The sequence below is a fragment of the uncultured Alcanivorax sp. genome, from assembly GCF_947258575.1.
Classification (GTDB): Bacteria; Pseudomonadota; Gammaproteobacteria; order Pseudomonadales; family Alcanivoracaceae; genus Alcanivorax.
Genome location: NZ_CAMYIV010000012.1, coordinates 40,615 through 56,381, shown reverse-complemented (window position 1 = coordinate 56,381; position 15,767 = coordinate 40,615). Strand labels below are relative to the sequence as shown.

Annotated in this window: 18 protein-coding genes; 6 read left to right on the top strand and 12 right to left on the bottom strand. The window is 59.8% G+C overall.

Going from position 1 to position 15,767, the window contains the following annotated elements:
- Nucleotides 1–19: 19 nt before the first annotated feature.
- Nucleotides 20–964 (top strand): metallophosphoesterase, encoded by a 945-nt coding sequence (locus tag Q0Y02_RS13730; RefSeq protein ID WP_297769595.1) that lies wholly within the window; start codon nucleotides 20–22, stop codon nucleotides 962–964.
- On the opposite strand, the gene Q0Y02_RS13725 is transcribed toward Q0Y02_RS13730, so the two are convergent.
- Genes Q0Y02_RS13725 through Q0Y02_RS13715 form a run of 3 tightly spaced genes read right to left on the bottom strand, consistent with a single transcriptional unit; the run spans nucleotide 954 to nucleotide 4,081 of the window.
- Nucleotides 954–1,958: an alpha-L-glutamate ligase-like protein gene (locus Q0Y02_RS13725; protein WP_297769592.1), complete on the bottom strand. Its 1,005-nt coding sequence runs from the start codon at nucleotides 1,956–1,958 to the stop codon at nucleotides 954–956. The genes Q0Y02_RS13730 and Q0Y02_RS13725 overlap by 11 nt on opposite strands.
- Before the next feature lies 1 nt (nucleotide 1,959).
- The gene (locus Q0Y02_RS13720; RefSeq protein WP_297769589.1) at nucleotides 1,960–3,486 is read right to left on the bottom strand and encodes an inactive transglutaminase family protein; all 1,527 of its coding nucleotides are present in this window, start codon (nucleotides 3,484–3,486) and stop codon (nucleotides 1,960–1,962) included.
- Nucleotide 3,487: 1 nt separating this feature from the next.
- The gene (locus Q0Y02_RS13715; RefSeq protein WP_297769586.1) at nucleotides 3,488–4,081 is read right to left on the bottom strand and encodes a RimK/LysX family protein; all 594 of its coding nucleotides are present in this window, start codon (nucleotides 4,079–4,081) and stop codon (nucleotides 3,488–3,490) included.
- A 329-nt stretch (nucleotides 4,082–4,410) separates the two neighbouring features.
- Between Q0Y02_RS13715 and typA the strand changes: the two genes are divergently transcribed.
- Nucleotides 4,411–6,219: a translational GTPase TypA gene (typA, locus tag Q0Y02_RS13710; protein ID WP_297769584.1), complete on the top strand. Its 1,809-nt coding sequence runs from the start codon at nucleotides 4,411–4,413 to the stop codon at nucleotides 6,217–6,219.
- A 111-nt stretch (nucleotides 6,220–6,330) separates the two neighbouring features.
- Here typA and Q0Y02_RS13705 read toward each other — a convergent pair whose 3' ends face one another.
- Nucleotides 6,331–6,651, bottom strand: a complete 321-nt coding sequence (locus Q0Y02_RS13705; RefSeq protein WP_297769581.1) for a DUF2007 domain-containing protein — start codon at nucleotides 6,649–6,651, stop codon at nucleotides 6,331–6,333.
- 19 nt (nucleotides 6,652–6,670) lie between these two features.
- On the bottom strand, nucleotides 6,671–6,997 hold the full coding sequence (locus Q0Y02_RS13700) for a DUF4377 domain-containing protein (protein ID WP_297769578.1): 327 nt from the start codon (nucleotides 6,995–6,997) through the stop codon (nucleotides 6,671–6,673).
- Between the two features lie 197 nt (nucleotides 6,998–7,194).
- Here Q0Y02_RS13700 and trmL point away from each other — a divergent pair, with 197 nt between their 5' ends.
- The gene (trmL, locus tag Q0Y02_RS13695; protein ID WP_297769576.1) at nucleotides 7,195–7,668 is read left to right on the top strand and encodes a tRNA (uridine(34)/cytosine(34)/5-carboxymethylaminomethyluridine(34)-2'-O)-methyltransferase TrmL; all 474 of its coding nucleotides are present in this window, start codon (nucleotides 7,195–7,197) and stop codon (nucleotides 7,666–7,668) included.
- 150 nt (nucleotides 7,669–7,818) lie between these two features.
- Here trmL and secB read toward each other — a convergent pair whose 3' ends face one another.
- The 3 genes from secB to Q0Y02_RS13680 are packed head-to-tail and all read right to left on the bottom strand — an operon-like array spanning nucleotide 7,819 to nucleotide 9,014.
- Nucleotides 7,819–8,292: a protein-export chaperone SecB gene (gene secB / locus Q0Y02_RS13690; RefSeq protein ID WP_035245181.1), complete on the bottom strand. Its 474-nt coding sequence runs from the start codon at nucleotides 8,290–8,292 to the stop codon at nucleotides 7,819–7,821.
- A gap of 13 nt (nucleotides 8,293–8,305) precedes the next feature.
- Nucleotides 8,306–8,584 carry a glutaredoxin 3 gene (gene grxC, locus Q0Y02_RS13685; RefSeq protein ID WP_297769572.1) on the bottom strand — a complete coding sequence of 93 codons (279 nt, stop codon included), beginning with the start codon at nucleotides 8,582–8,584 and terminating at the stop codon, nucleotides 8,306–8,308.
- Nucleotides 8,585–8,597: 13 nt separating this feature from the next.
- On the bottom strand, nucleotides 8,598–9,014 hold the full coding sequence (locus tag Q0Y02_RS13680) for a rhodanese-like domain-containing protein (protein WP_035245184.1): 417 nt from the start codon (nucleotides 9,012–9,014) through the stop codon (nucleotides 8,598–8,600).
- A gap of 112 nt (nucleotides 9,015–9,126) precedes the next feature.
- Here Q0Y02_RS13680 and Q0Y02_RS13675 point away from each other — a divergent pair, with 112 nt between their 5' ends.
- From Q0Y02_RS13675 to Q0Y02_RS13665, 3 genes are read left to right on the top strand one after another with little or no spacing between them, the layout of a single operon-like run.
- Nucleotides 9,127–10,287, top strand: coding sequence for a peptidoglycan DD-metalloendopeptidase family protein (locus tag Q0Y02_RS13675; protein ID WP_297769569.1), 1,161 nt, complete (start codon nucleotides 9,127–9,129; stop codon nucleotides 10,285–10,287).
- A gap of 40 nt (nucleotides 10,288–10,327) precedes the next feature.
- Nucleotides 10,328–11,629, top strand: coding sequence for a S41 family peptidase (locus Q0Y02_RS13670; protein ID WP_297769566.1), 1,302 nt, complete (start codon nucleotides 10,328–10,330; stop codon nucleotides 11,627–11,629).
- Complete coding sequence (locus tag Q0Y02_RS13665; protein ID WP_297769564.1) at nucleotides 11,629–12,393, top strand: divergent polysaccharide deacetylase family protein; 765 nt, start codon at nucleotides 11,629–11,631, stop codon at nucleotides 12,391–12,393. The genes Q0Y02_RS13670 and Q0Y02_RS13665 overlap by 1 nt, the downstream gene beginning before the upstream one ends.
- A gap of 6 nt (nucleotides 12,394–12,399) precedes the next feature.
- Here the strand turns inward: Q0Y02_RS13665 and Q0Y02_RS13660 are convergent, their stop codons facing one another.
- The 4 genes from Q0Y02_RS13660 to hisH form a co-directional block, all read right to left on the bottom strand.
- Nucleotides 12,400–13,290 (bottom strand): bile acid:sodium symporter family protein, encoded by an 891-nt coding sequence (locus tag Q0Y02_RS13660; protein ID WP_297769561.1) that lies wholly within the window; start codon nucleotides 13,288–13,290, stop codon nucleotides 12,400–12,402.
- A 206-nt stretch (nucleotides 13,291–13,496) separates the two neighbouring features.
- Nucleotides 13,497–14,273, bottom strand: coding sequence for an imidazole glycerol phosphate synthase subunit HisF (gene hisF, locus Q0Y02_RS13655; RefSeq protein WP_272975578.1), 777 nt, complete (start codon nucleotides 14,271–14,273; stop codon nucleotides 13,497–13,499).
- 12 nt (nucleotides 14,274–14,285) lie between these two features.
- Entirely contained in the window at nucleotides 14,286–15,026 is a 741-nt protein-coding gene (gene hisA, locus Q0Y02_RS13650; protein WP_297769556.1) for a 1-(5-phosphoribosyl)-5-[(5-phosphoribosylamino)methylideneamino]imidazole-4-carboxamide isomerase, read from the bottom strand.
- Nucleotides 15,027–15,121: 95 nt separating this feature from the next.
- Nucleotides 15,122–15,763: an imidazole glycerol phosphate synthase subunit HisH gene (gene hisH, locus Q0Y02_RS13645; protein ID WP_297769553.1), complete on the bottom strand. Its 642-nt coding sequence runs from the start codon at nucleotides 15,761–15,763 to the stop codon at nucleotides 15,122–15,124.
- Nucleotides 15,764–15,767 lie beyond the last annotated feature (4 nt).

The following is a 15,767-nucleotide window of genomic DNA, read 5'->3' as shown; positions in this document are numbered from 1 at the left end:
GGCCACCCCACGGGGCTCCATGCGATTTCGCCTACTGCTACACCTGCTGACCCTGCTCATCGCCGCCGCCAGTCTGGGCTGGTGGTGGCACACTCCTCATGGCCCGTGGCTGCTACACAAGGAGCCCCTGGCCGGGCAGCGTCTGTGCGTAATCGGTGATGGCGGCTGGGGCAACGCCCCCTCTATGGCGGTGGGCCGGGCACTGGTGCTGCTGGACTGCGATCAGGTGCGCTACCTGGGTGACCTGGTCTACCCGGACGGCATCACCAGCCCGGAGGATCCGCTGCTGGAAAGTCGTTTCTTTGCCCCGCTTGGCCCGGCTCTGGATGCCGGTATTCCGGTTTATCTGGTGCTGGGCAACCACGACTGGAAGCAGAATGCCGACGCCTGGCTGGAGGTGGCGCGGCGCCACCCGCTGATCCACTTCCCCCACTACTACTATTTCGAGCAGTGGCCGGACGCCTGCGCATTCAGCCTCGAGACCACCTGGTTCGAGAAATGGTATTACCTGCGCCGCCAGGGAGCCTGGTTGTCGCAGGCCATGGAAACGGCTCAACGCCACCAATGCGGCTTCAGTCTGGCCTTTTCACACCACCCCATGGTCAGCTCCGGCTCCCACGGCAACGCCGGGGAAATGATAGCGCTGCATCTTCGCGACAAGCTGATCGGCAGATTGGATCTGCTGGTGGGCGGCCACGACCACATTTTATCCGACGAGGGGCAATACCAGGGCACCCGGCAACTGATCTCGGGCTCCGCCAGCATCAACAATGACCTGGGCCAGCCCAGCGGCAACCAGCACTTCACCCGCGCCACCCATGGTCTTGTAACGCTGGATATGCGCGACGACGGCAACAGCCTGCGCGCCAACTACCGCTTCTACAGTGTGCTGGGAAATCCCGACGACCCGCTGATCTCGCTGCTATGGGAGGGGGATCAACGCGGTCAGGGAATCAGGGAGTAACGGCGGGATCAGGTTCGCTAACCGGCACCGGCCCGGCCACGGCGAAATGCTTTTTGGAAAAAGCGATACGTTCCGCCACCGGGCGGCGGGTATTGCCCAGGCTGTCCAGGTGATCCTCAATAATACTGCAGCGACGCAGCAGACCATCATCCATGGCAATCTGGATGTTAAGCCCTGGTCGGGCATTCAGCTCCAGCATCATCGGCCCGAATTCACGGTCCATCACCAGGTCCACCCCCAGATAACCCAAGCCGGTCAGGTCATAACAACGGGCGGCAAGCTCCAGACACTCTTCCCAGTCCGGCACGGTCAGGCCCGCCACTGCATTGGCGGTGTCCGGATGGCGCTCGATTCTCTGGTTGTGCCAGGTACCGCCCAGGGTCACGCCGCTGGACAGATCCAGCCCCACGCCAATGGCCCCCTGGTGCAGGTTGGCCTTGCCCTGGGACTGGCGGGTAGGCAGGCGCAGCATGGCCGCCACCGGGTACCCCTGCAGAACGATGATGCGGATATCCGGCACACCCTCGAAACTGATGCGATTGAACAGCTCTGTGGAGCGCACCCGATATTCGATCAGGGCCTGATCACGGTGGCCGCCCAGGGAATAAATACCGGAGATGATCCCGGAAATATGATGCTCCAGCTCTTCGGTGGTAACGATGCGCCCGGAGGCAGAGCGGAAATAATCCTCGAAGCGGTCGGCAATCACCATGATGCCGTCACCGCCCGCACCCTGAGCCGGCTTGATGACGAAATCCCGATGGGTTTCCACCACCCGGTGCAAGGTGCTGATGCCCTGTTCGGTGGCAATGGCGCCGTACAGCTCCGGCACCCGAATGCCCGCATCCAGCGCCATCTGCTTGGTCTGCAACTTGTCGTCCACCAGCGGATACAGACTGCGTTTGTTATAACGGAGAATGTAATCACCGTTGCGCTGGTTGATCCCCATTACGCCACGGGCACGCAGGGCCTTGCGGGTCTTTGACCAGAACATATCAGCGCTCCACCATGGCCCGGAAACGCAACAGCTCAGTGAGACGGTAGCCACGATAATGCCCCATCAGCACCATCACTGCGGACATGCACAACAGCACACCCGGGAAGGTAAAGACGAAATAGACCAGCGGCGGCCATACCATTAGCAAATGACACAACACCGCCGCCACCAGGGTACCCAGAGCCACTTTCAGGGACTGGGTTCCACCCCGCTCTTCCCAGACAATGGAAACCCGCTCGATCACCATGGTCAGAATCACCATGGGGAACAGTGCCACCGACAGCCCCGACGACACTCCCAGCTTATAGCCCAGCAGGCTGATGACCGCCATCAGGATCACCACGAAAGTGAGCACAATGGAGAGCCGCGCCAGCAACTGCAGTTTCAAATGCTCAAGATAGGAGCGCACCGACAGACCGATGGCGGTGATGAAGGTAAACAGCAGCACCCCCCAGATCACCTGAGTTTCCCGGAAAGCCAGAGCAATCAGCACAGGCGTAAACGTGCCCAGGGTTTCCATGCCCACCAGAGAGCGGATCAGCAGCACCAGCAGTACGCCCACCGGAATCATCATCAGGATACGGAATAGCTGCTGAGAGGGCAGCGGCAACTCGTACAGGGAGAAATCGATAAAGCTGCTGGCATCCTGCAGCCGCAGGGAACGCGCCAGTTGCAGGGCACTCATTTCATTGCGGTGCACGCTCAACGTCATATTCGCCGAGCGCCCGCCTTCGATATTCAGCAACGACTCGCTGCCGCTCCACCACACCAAGCGGTCATCCGGCAAACCCTGCTGACCATCCAGCGGATTGAAGTACAGCCAGCGCTTGCCGTTATAGGTCCGCAACCACAACTCAGGCTGCTGCTCCTGGCTTTCCACCAATCGCAAGGTATGTACCGGTTGAGCAGGAATGTGAGACATGGCAAGCAGCAGATCCACCACCTGGGCCCGGTTTTCCGGGCTCACATCACCACCGAGTAACAGCTGGACGTTGTCGTTTTCCAGCTCATTTACCCGCTTGATGGTCTCGCCGATAAAGGTTTCCACATCAGCGGAATGCTGACGGATCGGCTGCAACAGCGCCTCGGCAGCCAGTTTTTCCGCGCCGTCCAGCACCGGTGCTGGACGGAATTGAGGGCCTGGCTCATTCTCCCGGGTTTCCGCAAAACGGGGAGTGAGCATCAGCCGGTAGTAAAGATATTGATTGCCTTCGGCACGACGGGCAGACCAGGTAACCTGCCGATTGCCTTTCTCCACATTGACGTTCACGCCATAGTTATTGGAGATAAAGCTTTCGTTGAGGGTGGTATAGCCTGCTCCCTGGGGCGGCACGAACATGCGCACCTTGATCGGCTTGTTGGCCCGGGCAGTGAAACTGACCTGGGCGTCCACCACCCACACCGGGTCCTTCTCGTCCTGAGTCAGCGGCACCTTCTGTACCAGCAACTGGTAAGCGATACTGCCGCCGCCCAGCAGCAAGAGAAACACGGCCAAAATCCGTGCCTGTAGTTTGACAGACCCCATGTTAATGCGCCCCGGCAGCCTCCATCGTCAGTGTATCCTCTTGCTCTTCCTGGCAGCGCGGCGTCCCGACAGAATGGGACAGCGACGGATCCACCAGGGCTCCCAGGCCCTTCAGGGCCTCTGCCCCGATCAACAGCGGATAGCGAAACTCGCTGCGATCGGTCAGGTTGACATCAATTTGTTGCCGCCGATTGCCCATGCAGACCGTCAGCGTCACCATTGGCCGGCGGCTGAAATCCCGCTCGCCGTCCTGAACACTCTCTGCCCGGCGTTTTATCCGCACATGCCCGGCCAGCGGCAATTCCACGTCATCCCACTGATTCTGCTGGATGCCCCATTCCTCACGGTCATCCCGGTCGATGGCTATATCAAACTCAACCATTTTCACCCCGTCACGCTCAAAGGTCTTTATGTAACGGGCGCTCAGTGAGGCAGAGTCCGCCCCGGTGTCCAGCTTGGCCGGCACAGTAATACCCAGTTCACCGATATGCACACTCTCGTGCAGACCATAGATTCTCTTGTTGACTGGTGGCACCTCGGACAGGGCCACAGCAGGCACCAGCGCCCCTATCAGCACCAAGGGGATTCGCATCATAACAACCTGATTATAAAAGCGTTATTGCCGGATTATCGGCACCGACAACGGAGAAAGACGGTTGGTCTGACCCTTCTCCGGGAAAATGGTTGCGCCATTCTAGGCGATCCGCAGCCGACTCGCAGGAACAACCGTGAATTTTTGAATCTTTTCACATTCGTAAATGTTATGCGAAAGCCTGACCGACGGGCTATCACCTGCGCTCAGCGCTGGTATAATGCGCGCCCCCGCGGGATGCCAGACCCTTTTCAACGCCCACTACGTGGCTGCGTACAGGTCGAGATCAGGCACGAGCGTCATCCCGCCCATTTCTTAACGGAGCTACATCTGTGATTGAACGTCTGCGCAATATCGCCATCATCGCCCACGTTGACCACGGCAAGACCACCCTGGTGGACAAGCTGTTGCAACAGTCCGGCACCCTGGGAGATCGCGCTGGCGATATTGAGCGGGTAATGGACTCTAACGACCTGGAGAAGGAACGGGGCATCACCATCCTCTCCAAGAACACCGCCATCCAGTGGAATGAATACCGCATCAACATCGTCGACACCCCTGGCCACGCCGACTTCGGTGGCGAGGTGGAGCGGGTTATGTCCATGGTGGATTGCGTACTGCTGCTGGTGGACGCTGTCGACGGCCCCATGCCGCAAACCCGTTTCGTCACCCAGAAAGCCTTTGCCGCCGGCCTCAAGCCGATCGTGGTGATCAACAAGATCGACCGCCCGGGCGCGCGCCCTGACTGGGTCATGGATCAGGTATTCGACCTGTTCGACAATCTGGGTGCCACCGACGAGCAGCTGGATTTCCCGGTAATCTACGCCTCCGCCCTGAACGGCATTGCCGGCCTGGAAGCGGACAACATGGCCGACGACATGACCCCGCTGCTACAGACCATCGTCGACAAGGTGGACTACCCGAACGTGGACGCCGTTGGCCCCTTCCAGATGCAGATTTCGTCCCTGGACTACAACAGCTACCTGGGCATCGTCGGCATCGGTCGGGTCAAGCGCGGCAACATCAAGGCCAACAGCCCGGTAAAAGTGATCGGCGCCGACGGCAAGGTACGCAATGGCAAGATCCTCACCATCATGGGCTATCACGGTCTGGAGCGTGTTGACGCCCCCACCGCCTCCGCCGGCGAAATCGTCTGCATCACCGGCCTGGACCCACTGAACATTTCCGACACCCTGTGTGATCCGGCCAGCGTGGAAGCCTTGCCACCGCTGAGCGTGGACGAGCCTACCGTGAGCATGTTCTTCCACGTGAACACCTCGCCGTTCGCCGGCCAGGACGGCAAGTTCGTTACCAGCCGCCAGATCCGCGAGCGCCTGGAAGCGGAGCTCAAGCACAACGTGGCCCTGCGCGTGGAAGAAACCGGCAGCGCCGACCAGTTCCGCGTCTCCGGCCGTGGCGAACTGCACTTGTCTGTGCTGATCGAGAACATGCGCCGCGAAGGCTTCGAGCTGGCCGTGGGTCGCCCGCAGGTGATCATCCGTGAAGAAGATGGCGTCAAGCAGGAGCCCTACGAAACCGTGATCGCCGATGTGGAAGAGCAACACCAGGGCTCCATCATGGAGCATCTGGGTCTGCGTCGTGCGGAAATGACCAACATGGAGCCGGACGGCAAGGGCCGGGTACGCCTGGAATTCCTGGTACCCAGCCGTGGCCTGATCGGCTTCCGCAGCCAGTTCCTGACCCTCACCTCCGGTACCGGCATCCTTAACAGCACATTCAGCCACTACGGCGAATACAAGGCCGGCGACATGGCCAAGCGCATCAACGGTGTGCTGGTGTCCATGGTGAAAGGCAAGGTGCTGGGCTTCGCCCTGTTCAACCTGCAGGAGCGTGGCCGCATGCTGATCGACCCGAACGTGGATGTGTACGAAGGCCAGATCATCGGCATCCACAGCCGCGGCAACGACCTGGTGGTCAACCCCACCAAAGGCAAGCAGCTCACCAACATGCGCGCCTCCGGCACCGATGAAAACATCGTCCTGACTCCGCCGATCCGTTTCAGCCTGGAGCAGGCACTGGACTTCATCGAAGATGACGAGCTGGTGGAAGTGACCCCGAACTGTCTGCGTATCCGCAAGAAGCTGCTTACCGAAACCGAGCGCAAGCGCGCCGGACGGTAACCGCAACAATGGTCGCGGGGTGGAATGCGCAAAGCGAATTCCACCCTCTACGCCAACGTTGGACACAAAAAAACCGGGCATCGCCCGGTTTTTTTTTGTGTCCAACCTTTTTCAACGCAGCAGCATCAACATCACCACCGCGCCAATCACCATTCCCAGCAACAAACCCTGGGAGAAAGAGCGCTGCGCGTCCGGGCTAGCCGCTTGCACCGTGTCTGCCGGCTGACTGGTCTCAAACTCGGCGATCACCTCACGAGCTCGCGACTCATCGCTTTCCGCCACCCACACTGACGCCAGGCCCGCCGCAGGCAGTTCTCCTACGGCCCCCTGCAGCATGTCACCCTGAACCTGCGCCATGATACCCACCTGCTCCAGCAGGTCCGCCAGCATATGCGCCTCAATACCGTCGCGGGCACGGAAAACACATTTCACAGCAGCGCCCTCTCATTCATCAGGGGTTGACCGCTTCCTTGCTCACCACCTCAAGCAGGGTGTAACGCAAGCTGCTGCCATCCGCTGGCGGTGATGCCACTTCTTCTATTTTCACCCGCAACGTGTAACGGTGACCTGGCTCGAAATCGAAACCGTCAATGTGATTATAGAAAAGCTGGAAGTTGGCCTCGTCATCACTGCGCACCCGCAGACAATCCATAGGCCCCGCACCGATGCAGGCAGAGGTGTAGGGAGCAACATGCAGAATATCGCCGGGCTTGTCTTCTTTTTCACCACAAGCAACCAGTAAAAACAGCGCCGCAAACAGCGTGTGTTTCAGTATCATGGTACCAGCCTTGTTATTTTTCCCTCACAGGTGACAAGCAGTACCATGCGCGGCCCACCAAGGCAAAACATAAGAGCAGTGCTTCGCCGCAACACGAACGGGCGATTACCCTTGTTAAGGTAGAATGACTACACTGCGCAGTCGCAATAAGAGCCCGGCGACAGAATTCGCTGCGCCCAGACTTGAAACAGGTTCCCATGCTCCATATCGCACTGTTCGAACCAGAAATCCCGCCCAATACCGGCAATATCATTCGCCTGGCCGCCAACACCGGAGCTCACCTGCACCTGATCGAGCCGTTGGGCTTTTCCCTGGAAGAAAAGAAACTGCGCCGGGCCGGACTGGACTACAACGAACTGGCCCACCTCACCGTGCATGCGGATTTTTCTGCATTCCTTGAAGCGATGGCGGGCCGGCGCCTGTTTGCCCTGACCACCCGGGCCAGCCAGCCACACAGTGATGCGGTTTTCGTGGACGAGGATGTGTTGCTATTCGGCCCGGAAACCCGCGGCCTGCCCACCGACATTCTCGACAGCCTGCCACCCACACAAAAACTGCGCCTGCCCATGGTGGCGAACAGCCGCAGCCTTAATCTTGCCAATGCAGTGTCGGTGACGCTGTATGAGGCATGGCGACAGCTGGACTACATAGGGGCAGGTAACAGTGAATAGTTAACAGTGAACAGCGTCGCGATACGGTTTTATCTGTTCCTGAACGCAAGAGGCCGCGCCCAAAGGTTGGACGCGGCCTCTTGCGTTAAAGACCGGCAACAGTGCCAGTCCGCGAACTGTTAATTATTCACTATTAACTGCTCACTGAATTTACTGAACCGTCTCACCCTCAGCTTCCGCCTGCGCTTTTGCCTGCTGCTGGCGTTGCTGCTGGTACAGGGCGTCGAAGTTGATCGGCTGCAGTACCATCTGCGGGAAGGAGCCCTTGGCGACCAGGTCCGAGACCACTTCGCGAACGTAGGGGAACAGCAGGTTCGGGCAGTAGGCGCCGAGCAACTGGGCGCGCTCTTCGCCCTCCACACCTTTCACGGTGAAGATACCGGCCTGCTTCACTTCCGCCAGATAGAAGGTTTTCTCTTCCTTCTCGTCCTTGGCCGTCACTGTGACGGTCAGTTCCACTTCAAATTCATCGGTCTCGCCAATGCGGCGGGCGCCGTTATTGAGCTGCACATTGACCTTGGGTTTCCACTCTTCCAGAAACACTTCCGGGGCTCCCGGGCACTCGAAAGACGCATCCTTCAGATAAATACGCTGCAGCTGGAAAACCTGTTGTTGTTCGGCCATCGTTTTTCTCCTGTTACCTTGTTCCCGACTCCCCCGAATTGGCGCCGAGCAGCGAATCCAGCTCCCCTGCGCGCTCCAGAGCATAAAGTTCATCACAACCGCCGATGGGGCGGTCATCAATAAAGATCTGTGGCACCGTACGAGCCCCGCCGCGCTGCATCATCACCGCACGTTGATCAGGCTCTCGGTCCACATCCGTGTCCTGGTAAGAAATGTTTTTGCTGTTCAGCAACTGCTTGGCGCGAACGCAAAAAGGGCACCAACCTGTGGTATAAAGCTCCACCTTGGCCATATTCACCTCCCGCCTAGTCTTTAACCACAGGCAGGGAAGCCCCGCGCCAGGCGTTAAGTCCGCCCTGGATGCGATACAGCTCGTCAAAGCCCTTACCACGCAGCTGACGACCGAGATGTGAGGCCTTGGCGCCCATATCACAAGTCAGAATAATGGGTTTGTCCTTGTATTTTTCCAGTTCTGCAATACGCTCAAGGGCTTGGCTGGCAGGGATATTGATGCTGCCGGCAATATGCCCGGCACGAAACTCATCGCTATCGCGCAGGTCAACAATCACCGCATCCTTCTGGTTGACCAGATTGGTGGCCAGCTGAGGACTCAGAGCCTTGCCGCCACGGCGGGACTCAAGCACAAAGAAAACGGCCCACAGCAGAAAAAAGGCGGACACCAGAAGGTAATGGTTACTGGCAAACTCAAGCAATTGGCTCATTGGAACCCCGAATCAGTGGCAATGGCCGACACTGTGCAGATAATTGGACAGCCCCGCGCCGATGGAAAATCGGCGCCAAGTATACACACCCGCAAGGGGGTAAGGTAAAACCATGCGCCCCGGAATACTGCTGCTATTACTTCTGCCCGCCCTGGCCTGGGGCGAGAACACCCCCTCAAAGGCCCAGCTGGAGCAGCTCAAGGACCGCATCAGCGAGCTCAGTGCCGCCCAGAACCGGGAACTGCGCAAGCGCGATTCGGTTCAGGCGGATTTGCGCGAAGCCGAGCTGCGCATCAGTCGCCTGTCCCGGGAGCAACGCAATCTGGAACAACAGGCCGGCGAGGCACGCCGACGATTGGCCAAACTGGAAAAGGAACAGGCTCAACTGGCCCGGGAAAAACAGACCCAGCTCAACTGGCTGGCCAAAACCGTCCGCGCCAGTTATCAGGCCGGCCGCCAGGAACGCATCAAACTGCTGCTGAACCAGGAGCAACCGGACCAGATTGCCCGCCTGCTGCGCTACCAGGAATACTACCAGCGCGCTCGCAGTGATCGCTTGCAACAGGTGAATGGTGAGCTTGATGAACTGATGGCTGTCAGCCTGCGCGTGGAGCAGGCACGCCAGGCCCTGCTCGACAAGCGCAGCGACGTACAGCGCCATGCCGATAAATTGCAGGGGGCCCAGAAAAGCCGCCAGCAGACCCTGGCCAGCCTGAACCGCTCCCTGGATGACCGCAGCTCCAGCCTCAGCCAGCTCAAGCAAGACCAACAGCAGCTGGAAAAATTGCTGGCAGACATGCAGCGCAGTCTCGACGATATCCCCGCCGACCTGGGCGGCAAACCCTTCGGCAAGCTGGCCGGCAAACTGCCATGGCCTCTGGATGGAAATATCGGCACCAGCTACAACAGTGCCCGCGAAGGGGCGCTACGCTGGCAGGGAGTCATCCTGAATGCGTCTGCCGGCACACCGGTGCGGTCGGTGTACGCCGGCCGCGTCGTGTTTGCAGACTGGCTGCGCGGCTACGGCCTGCTCACCATTGTCGATCACGGCAACGGCTACCTGACCCTGTATGGTTATAACCAGAGCCTGTTGCGGGAAGTGGGCGAGTGGGTATCAGCCGGTGACAGCCTGGCGCTGGCCGGCAATTCCGGCGGCAATCGTGCCAGTGGTCTGTACTTCGAGATACGCCATCGCGGCAAGGCAGTGAACCCCACACGCTGGTGTAATCGCCGTGTTACACTGCCGCCACTGGCCCAAAACACAAATGATTAAAGCGCGCGCATTGATGTCGCGTGCCTGCCGGGGATACTGAATGCCAACGCCAACCTTGTCCTTTCTGCGCACCGCTGTGGTGACGGCACTGCTATCAGCCGTCCCCCTCGCCAGCCTTCATGCCGAAGACCCGGCACTGGATCAACAGGCCCGCCAGCAAGGCGTGCCCGTGGATGAACTGCGTGCCTTTGCCGAAGTCATGGAACGCATCCGCAGCGCCTATATCGATGAGGTTGATGACCGCGAACTGCTGGAATCCGCCATTCGCGGCATGCTCTACGAACTGGACCCCCACTCCAGCTACCTGACCCCGGACCAGTTTGACGACCTGCAAGTCACCACCACCGGTGAGTTCGGCGGCCTGGGCATCGAAGTCACCATGGAAGACGGCTTCGTCAAGGTGGTTACCCCGGTGGACGGCTCCCCGGCCAGCAAGGCCGGCATCCAGGCCGGCGACCTGATCCTGAAAATAGACCAGACCTTTGTGAAAGGGCTGACCCTGAGCGAGGCCGTGGAACTGATGCGCGGCGAGATCGGCTCGGAAATCGAACTGATGGTGCTTAGCGAAGGGGATGAAAAACCCCACCAGGTCACCCTCGAGCGCGACAAGATCCAGCTGCACAGCGTCAAATCCCGCATTCTGGAGCCCGGGCTGGGCTATCTGCGCATTTCCCAATTTCAGAACAATACCGGCAACGATGCCCGCAAGGCCCTGGACAAGCTGGCCAAGGAAGACAGCTTGCGCGGCCTGGTGCTGGACCTGCGCAACAACCCCGGCGGCGTACTGGGTGGCGCCGTGGAAGTGGCCGACCTGTTCATGGACAACGGCCTGATTGTCTATACCCAGGGCCGCGAGAAAAGCAGCCGCAGCGACTTCAATGCCAAACCCGGCGACCGCCTGAATGGCATGCCCATGGTGGTGCTGGTCAATGGCGGCAGCGCGTCCGCCTCGGAAATCGTCGCCGGCGCCCTGCAGGATCAGGGCCGCGCCATCGTGGTGGGCAATCGCACCTTCGGCAAGGGCTCGGTACAGACCGTGCTGCCGCTGAGCAAGGACAAGGCCCTGAAGCTGACCACCGCCCGTTACTACACACCCGATGGTCGCTCCATTCAGGCCGAAGGCATTGAACCGGACATCGCCGTGGACGTGGTCACCAAGCTCGAAGTCCGTGAAGACATGCAGGTACGAGAAGCAGACTTGCCCCGTCACCTGAACAACGAAAACGGAGAAAGTCGCGACGACGGCAAGCGCCTGTCCCTTGCCCAGGAAGATTACGCCCTGGCTCAGGCCCTGTCCGTGCTGAAAGGCGTGGTACTGGCCCGCAATCACGAAAGCCACTGATGCGCCGTCTCGCCATGGGTCTGGTGCTGTTGCTGGCCACAGCCACTGCCACAGCCCAGCCGCGCATTGCCATCATCATTGATGATCTGGGCTATCACCGCCAGAACGGCCAGGCCATTGCCGATCTACCCGCGCCGGTGACCTGCGCGGTGATCCCCTATTCCCCGCACGGGCGCAAACTGGCCGAGCGCGCCAGCCGGGCCGGCAAGGAAGTGCTGGTCCATCTGCCCATGGCCGCCGGTGAGCATATTCGCCTGGATCGCGGCGGACTCCAGCAGGGAATCAGCGAAAACGAACTACTCGATACCGTACGCCAGGCACTCAGCCAGATCCCCCAGGCACGGGGCCTCAACAACCACATGGGTAGTGCACTCACCGAACAGGACGAACCCATGGGCTGGCTGATGGCAGAACTGAAAGCCCATCAACTATTCTTCGTGGATAGCCGCACCAGTGGCCGCTCAGTGGCCCAGCGGGTGGCACGGCAACAGGGGCTGGCCAACGCCGGACGCGATATCTTCCTGGATAACGAGCGTGATCTGGCCAAGATCAATGCCCAGTTCAACAAACTGATCCGCCTGGCCCGCCAGCGCGGCCAGGCGATTGCCATCGGTCACCCTTATCCGGAAACCGTCCATTATCTGCAGCAGGTACTGCCATTGATGGACGATGCCGGCATTCAAGTGGTGCCGGTTTCTTCGCTACTGGACACCCCGGCGCTGGACACTGCCACTACGGGAAATAGCACCCACGCCGGGTCCTGAGTCCGGCTATTCGGAAACCGGCTCTGCCCGGCCCCGGCCGATACCGGTGAGCCTGGCATAGCCGATCATCAGGAAACCGAAGACAAACATCAGCACCCCGTACACCGCAGACGGCACCGACATGGCTTCGGAGTGCAACAGGGTCAGGGTCACCATCAGCCCCAGGGTGCCATTTTTGATACCCAGCTCGATGGCGACGGTAAAGGCCTGGTCCCGGCTCAAGCCGATCAGACGTCCACCCACCAGCCCCAGTACCAGTCCGGCAATGTTCAGAATCACCGCCGACAACCCTGCCTTGCGGAACAGCTCCAGCGCTTCTTCACCCAGCTCTACCATCAGCAACGCAATCACCGCCACTAGCACCAGCAAACCCAGCAAACCTACCGCCTTCTCGCCCTTTTGCGCCCAGTCCTGGCGGAAATGGCGAATCGTCATGCCCACGGCCACCGGCAGCAGAATGATCACAAACAGGGTAATGATGGTGCGCAGCACCGGCAGCTCCAGCACTTTGTCCGCATCCTGAAAGCGCTCCAGCGCCCAACCGGTAAAGGCCGGCAGGGTAACAATGGTGATCAGGCTGGCCAGTACCGTCAGCACAATGGACAGGGCCACATCACCGCGGCCCAGGTAGACGAAAAGATTGGACGTTGTGCCACCGGGACAGGCGGCAATCACGATCAATCCCACCGCCAATGCCGGTGACAACTCCAGCGCCAGGGCCACACCCAGGGCGATGAGAGGTAACAGAAGAATCTGGGCCAGCAGGCCGAAGAAGGTGCCGCGCGGGGCGATGGCGACTTCGCGGAAGTCCTTGGGAGTCAGGGTCATGCCCATCCCCACCATGATCAGAAACAGCGATACCGGCAGGCCGATATCGATTAGCGCATTGGAACCCATTGCCACTCTCCCGAGGTTTTATTCTTGGTAAAGCCTCGAGAGTAAAACAGGATTTCACTGACAGCCAGTACAAAGCGGCTGCCTTGCTACATATGCGACCCCGGTCTGATATACCTGTTGGAGCTTTGCTCGCAAAGCGAAGGGTAAAGGCAACCGAAAGATTCGCCTTGCGAGCAAAGCGCCAGCGGGTCGACGGGGTAGCGCCGCTAGTCCAGCCGCATCTCCACGCCGGCGGCCTGCATAAACTGCTTGGCCTCCTGCACGGAGTATTCACCGAAGTGGAAAATGGAGGCGGCCAGCACCGCATCGGCACCGCCCTGGACCACGCCGTCTACCAGGTGCTGCAGGTTGCCGACCCCGCCGGACGCGATCACCGGCACCGGCACGGCATCGGCAATGGCCCGTGTCAGGGCAATATCAAAACCATTCTTGGTGCCATCCCGGTCCATGCTGGTGAGCAGGATTTCACCGGCACCGTAGTCGGTCATCTGCTTTGCCCAGGCTACCGCATCCAGCCCGGTGGGCTTGCGGCCACCATGGGTGAAGATTTCCCAGCGATTGGTCTCGCTCTCGGCACTGACTTTCTTGGCATCAATGGCTACCACGATGCACTGGGAGCCAAAACGCTCCGCCGCCTCGCGGACAAATTCCGGATTGTGCACCGCCGCCGAGTTTATGCCCACTTTGTCAGCACCGGCATTGAGCAGATTACGGATATCTTCCAGAGTCCGTACGCCACCGCCCACGGTGAGCGGAATAAACACCTGGCTGGCGATCCGCTCCACGATGTGCAGGGTGGTGTCACGCTCCTGGTGGCTGGCGGTGATATCCAGAAAGGTAATTTCGTCAGCGCCGGCGTCGTTGTAGCGCTTGGCAATTTCCACCGGGTCACCGGCATCGCGGATGTCCACGAACTGCACGCCCTTTACCACCCGGCCGGCGTCCACATCGAGACACGGAATAATGCGTTTGGCTAAGCCCATAATGCGTCCCCGTCAGGCGCCGATCAGTTCGTCGGACAGTGCCTGGCCTTCGCCGAAGTCCAGGGTGTTCTCGTAGATGGCGCGGCCGGTAATGGCGCCACTAATGCCCTGATCCGCCACTGCACACAGGTCACGCACATCATCCAGATTGGTGATACCACCGGACGCAATCACCGGGATGGACATGGACTGGGCCAGGCGCACGGTGGCGTCCACATTGACGCCCTGCAGCATGCCGTCACGGCTGATATCGGTATAGACGATGGCGGATACACCATCGTTCTCGAACTGTTTGGCCAGATCGATTACATCCACATCAGTGACATTGGCCCAGCCATCGGTGGCGACCTTGCCATCCTTCGCATCCAGACCAACGATGATGTGGCCGGGGAACTGCTGGCACATTTCCTTGACGAACTGCGGCTCGTTAACCGCCTTGGTGCCGATAATCACCCATTGCACCCCGGCATCCAGATAGGCCTGGATGATTTCCGGGCTGCGAATACCGCCGCCAATCTGGATCGGTAGATCCGGATGCGCCTTGGCAATTGCCTTGACGATATCACCATTCACCGGCTCCCCGGCAAAGGCACCGTTCAGGTCCACCAGGTGCAGACGACGGGCGCCGCGCTCCACCCAGTGGCTGGCCACAGCCACCGGGTCATCGGAAAACACCGTATCGTCTTCCATACGCCCCTGCTTCAGGCGTACACATTTACCGTCTTTCAGGTCGATGGCGGGAATCAAAAGCATGTCAAAATCTCAAAAGCTGGGTTTACGCTTGCGCGGGGAATAACGACGTTAGTGGTGACATTACTGTCGGCGACCCACTGCAACGGTCAGCGACTTCACGGCTGCCAGCGCAGGAAATTTTCCAGCAGCGTCAGGCCGGCATCTGCGCTCTTCTCAGGGTGAAACTGCACCGCAAAGACATTTTTTCGGGTAGCCGCAGCGGCAAAGGTCAGACCGTAATCACAACGACCCGCCACTTCCTCATCCACCAACCCGGTGACGCAGTAGCTGTGCACGAAGTAGAACCGGGTGTTATCGGCAATGCCTGCCCACATGGGGTGCGCCATACCCTGTCGCACCTGGTTCCAGCCCATGTGCGGCACCTTCAGACGGCCACCGGTATCATTCTGCAACTCGCCGAAAAAAGTCACCTGACCGCCGAACACGCCCAGGCAATCGACGCCGTTGTTCTCCTCACTGCGCGCCATCAGGGCCTGCATGCCCACACAGATGCCCAACACCGGCTTGCCGGCGGCAATCACATCCAGAATGGCCCGGTCCAGGCCGGTGTCGCGCAGTACCGCGATACAGTCACGGATGGCGCCAACACCGGGGAACACCACCCGATCTGCCGCCCGTACCTGATCCGGGTCACCGGTGATGACGATCTGCTGCCCACTGGCCACCTTTTCCAGCGCCTTTCCGGCGGAGTGCAGATTGCCCATGCCGTAATCAATGACGGCTACTACTTCACTCATAAGC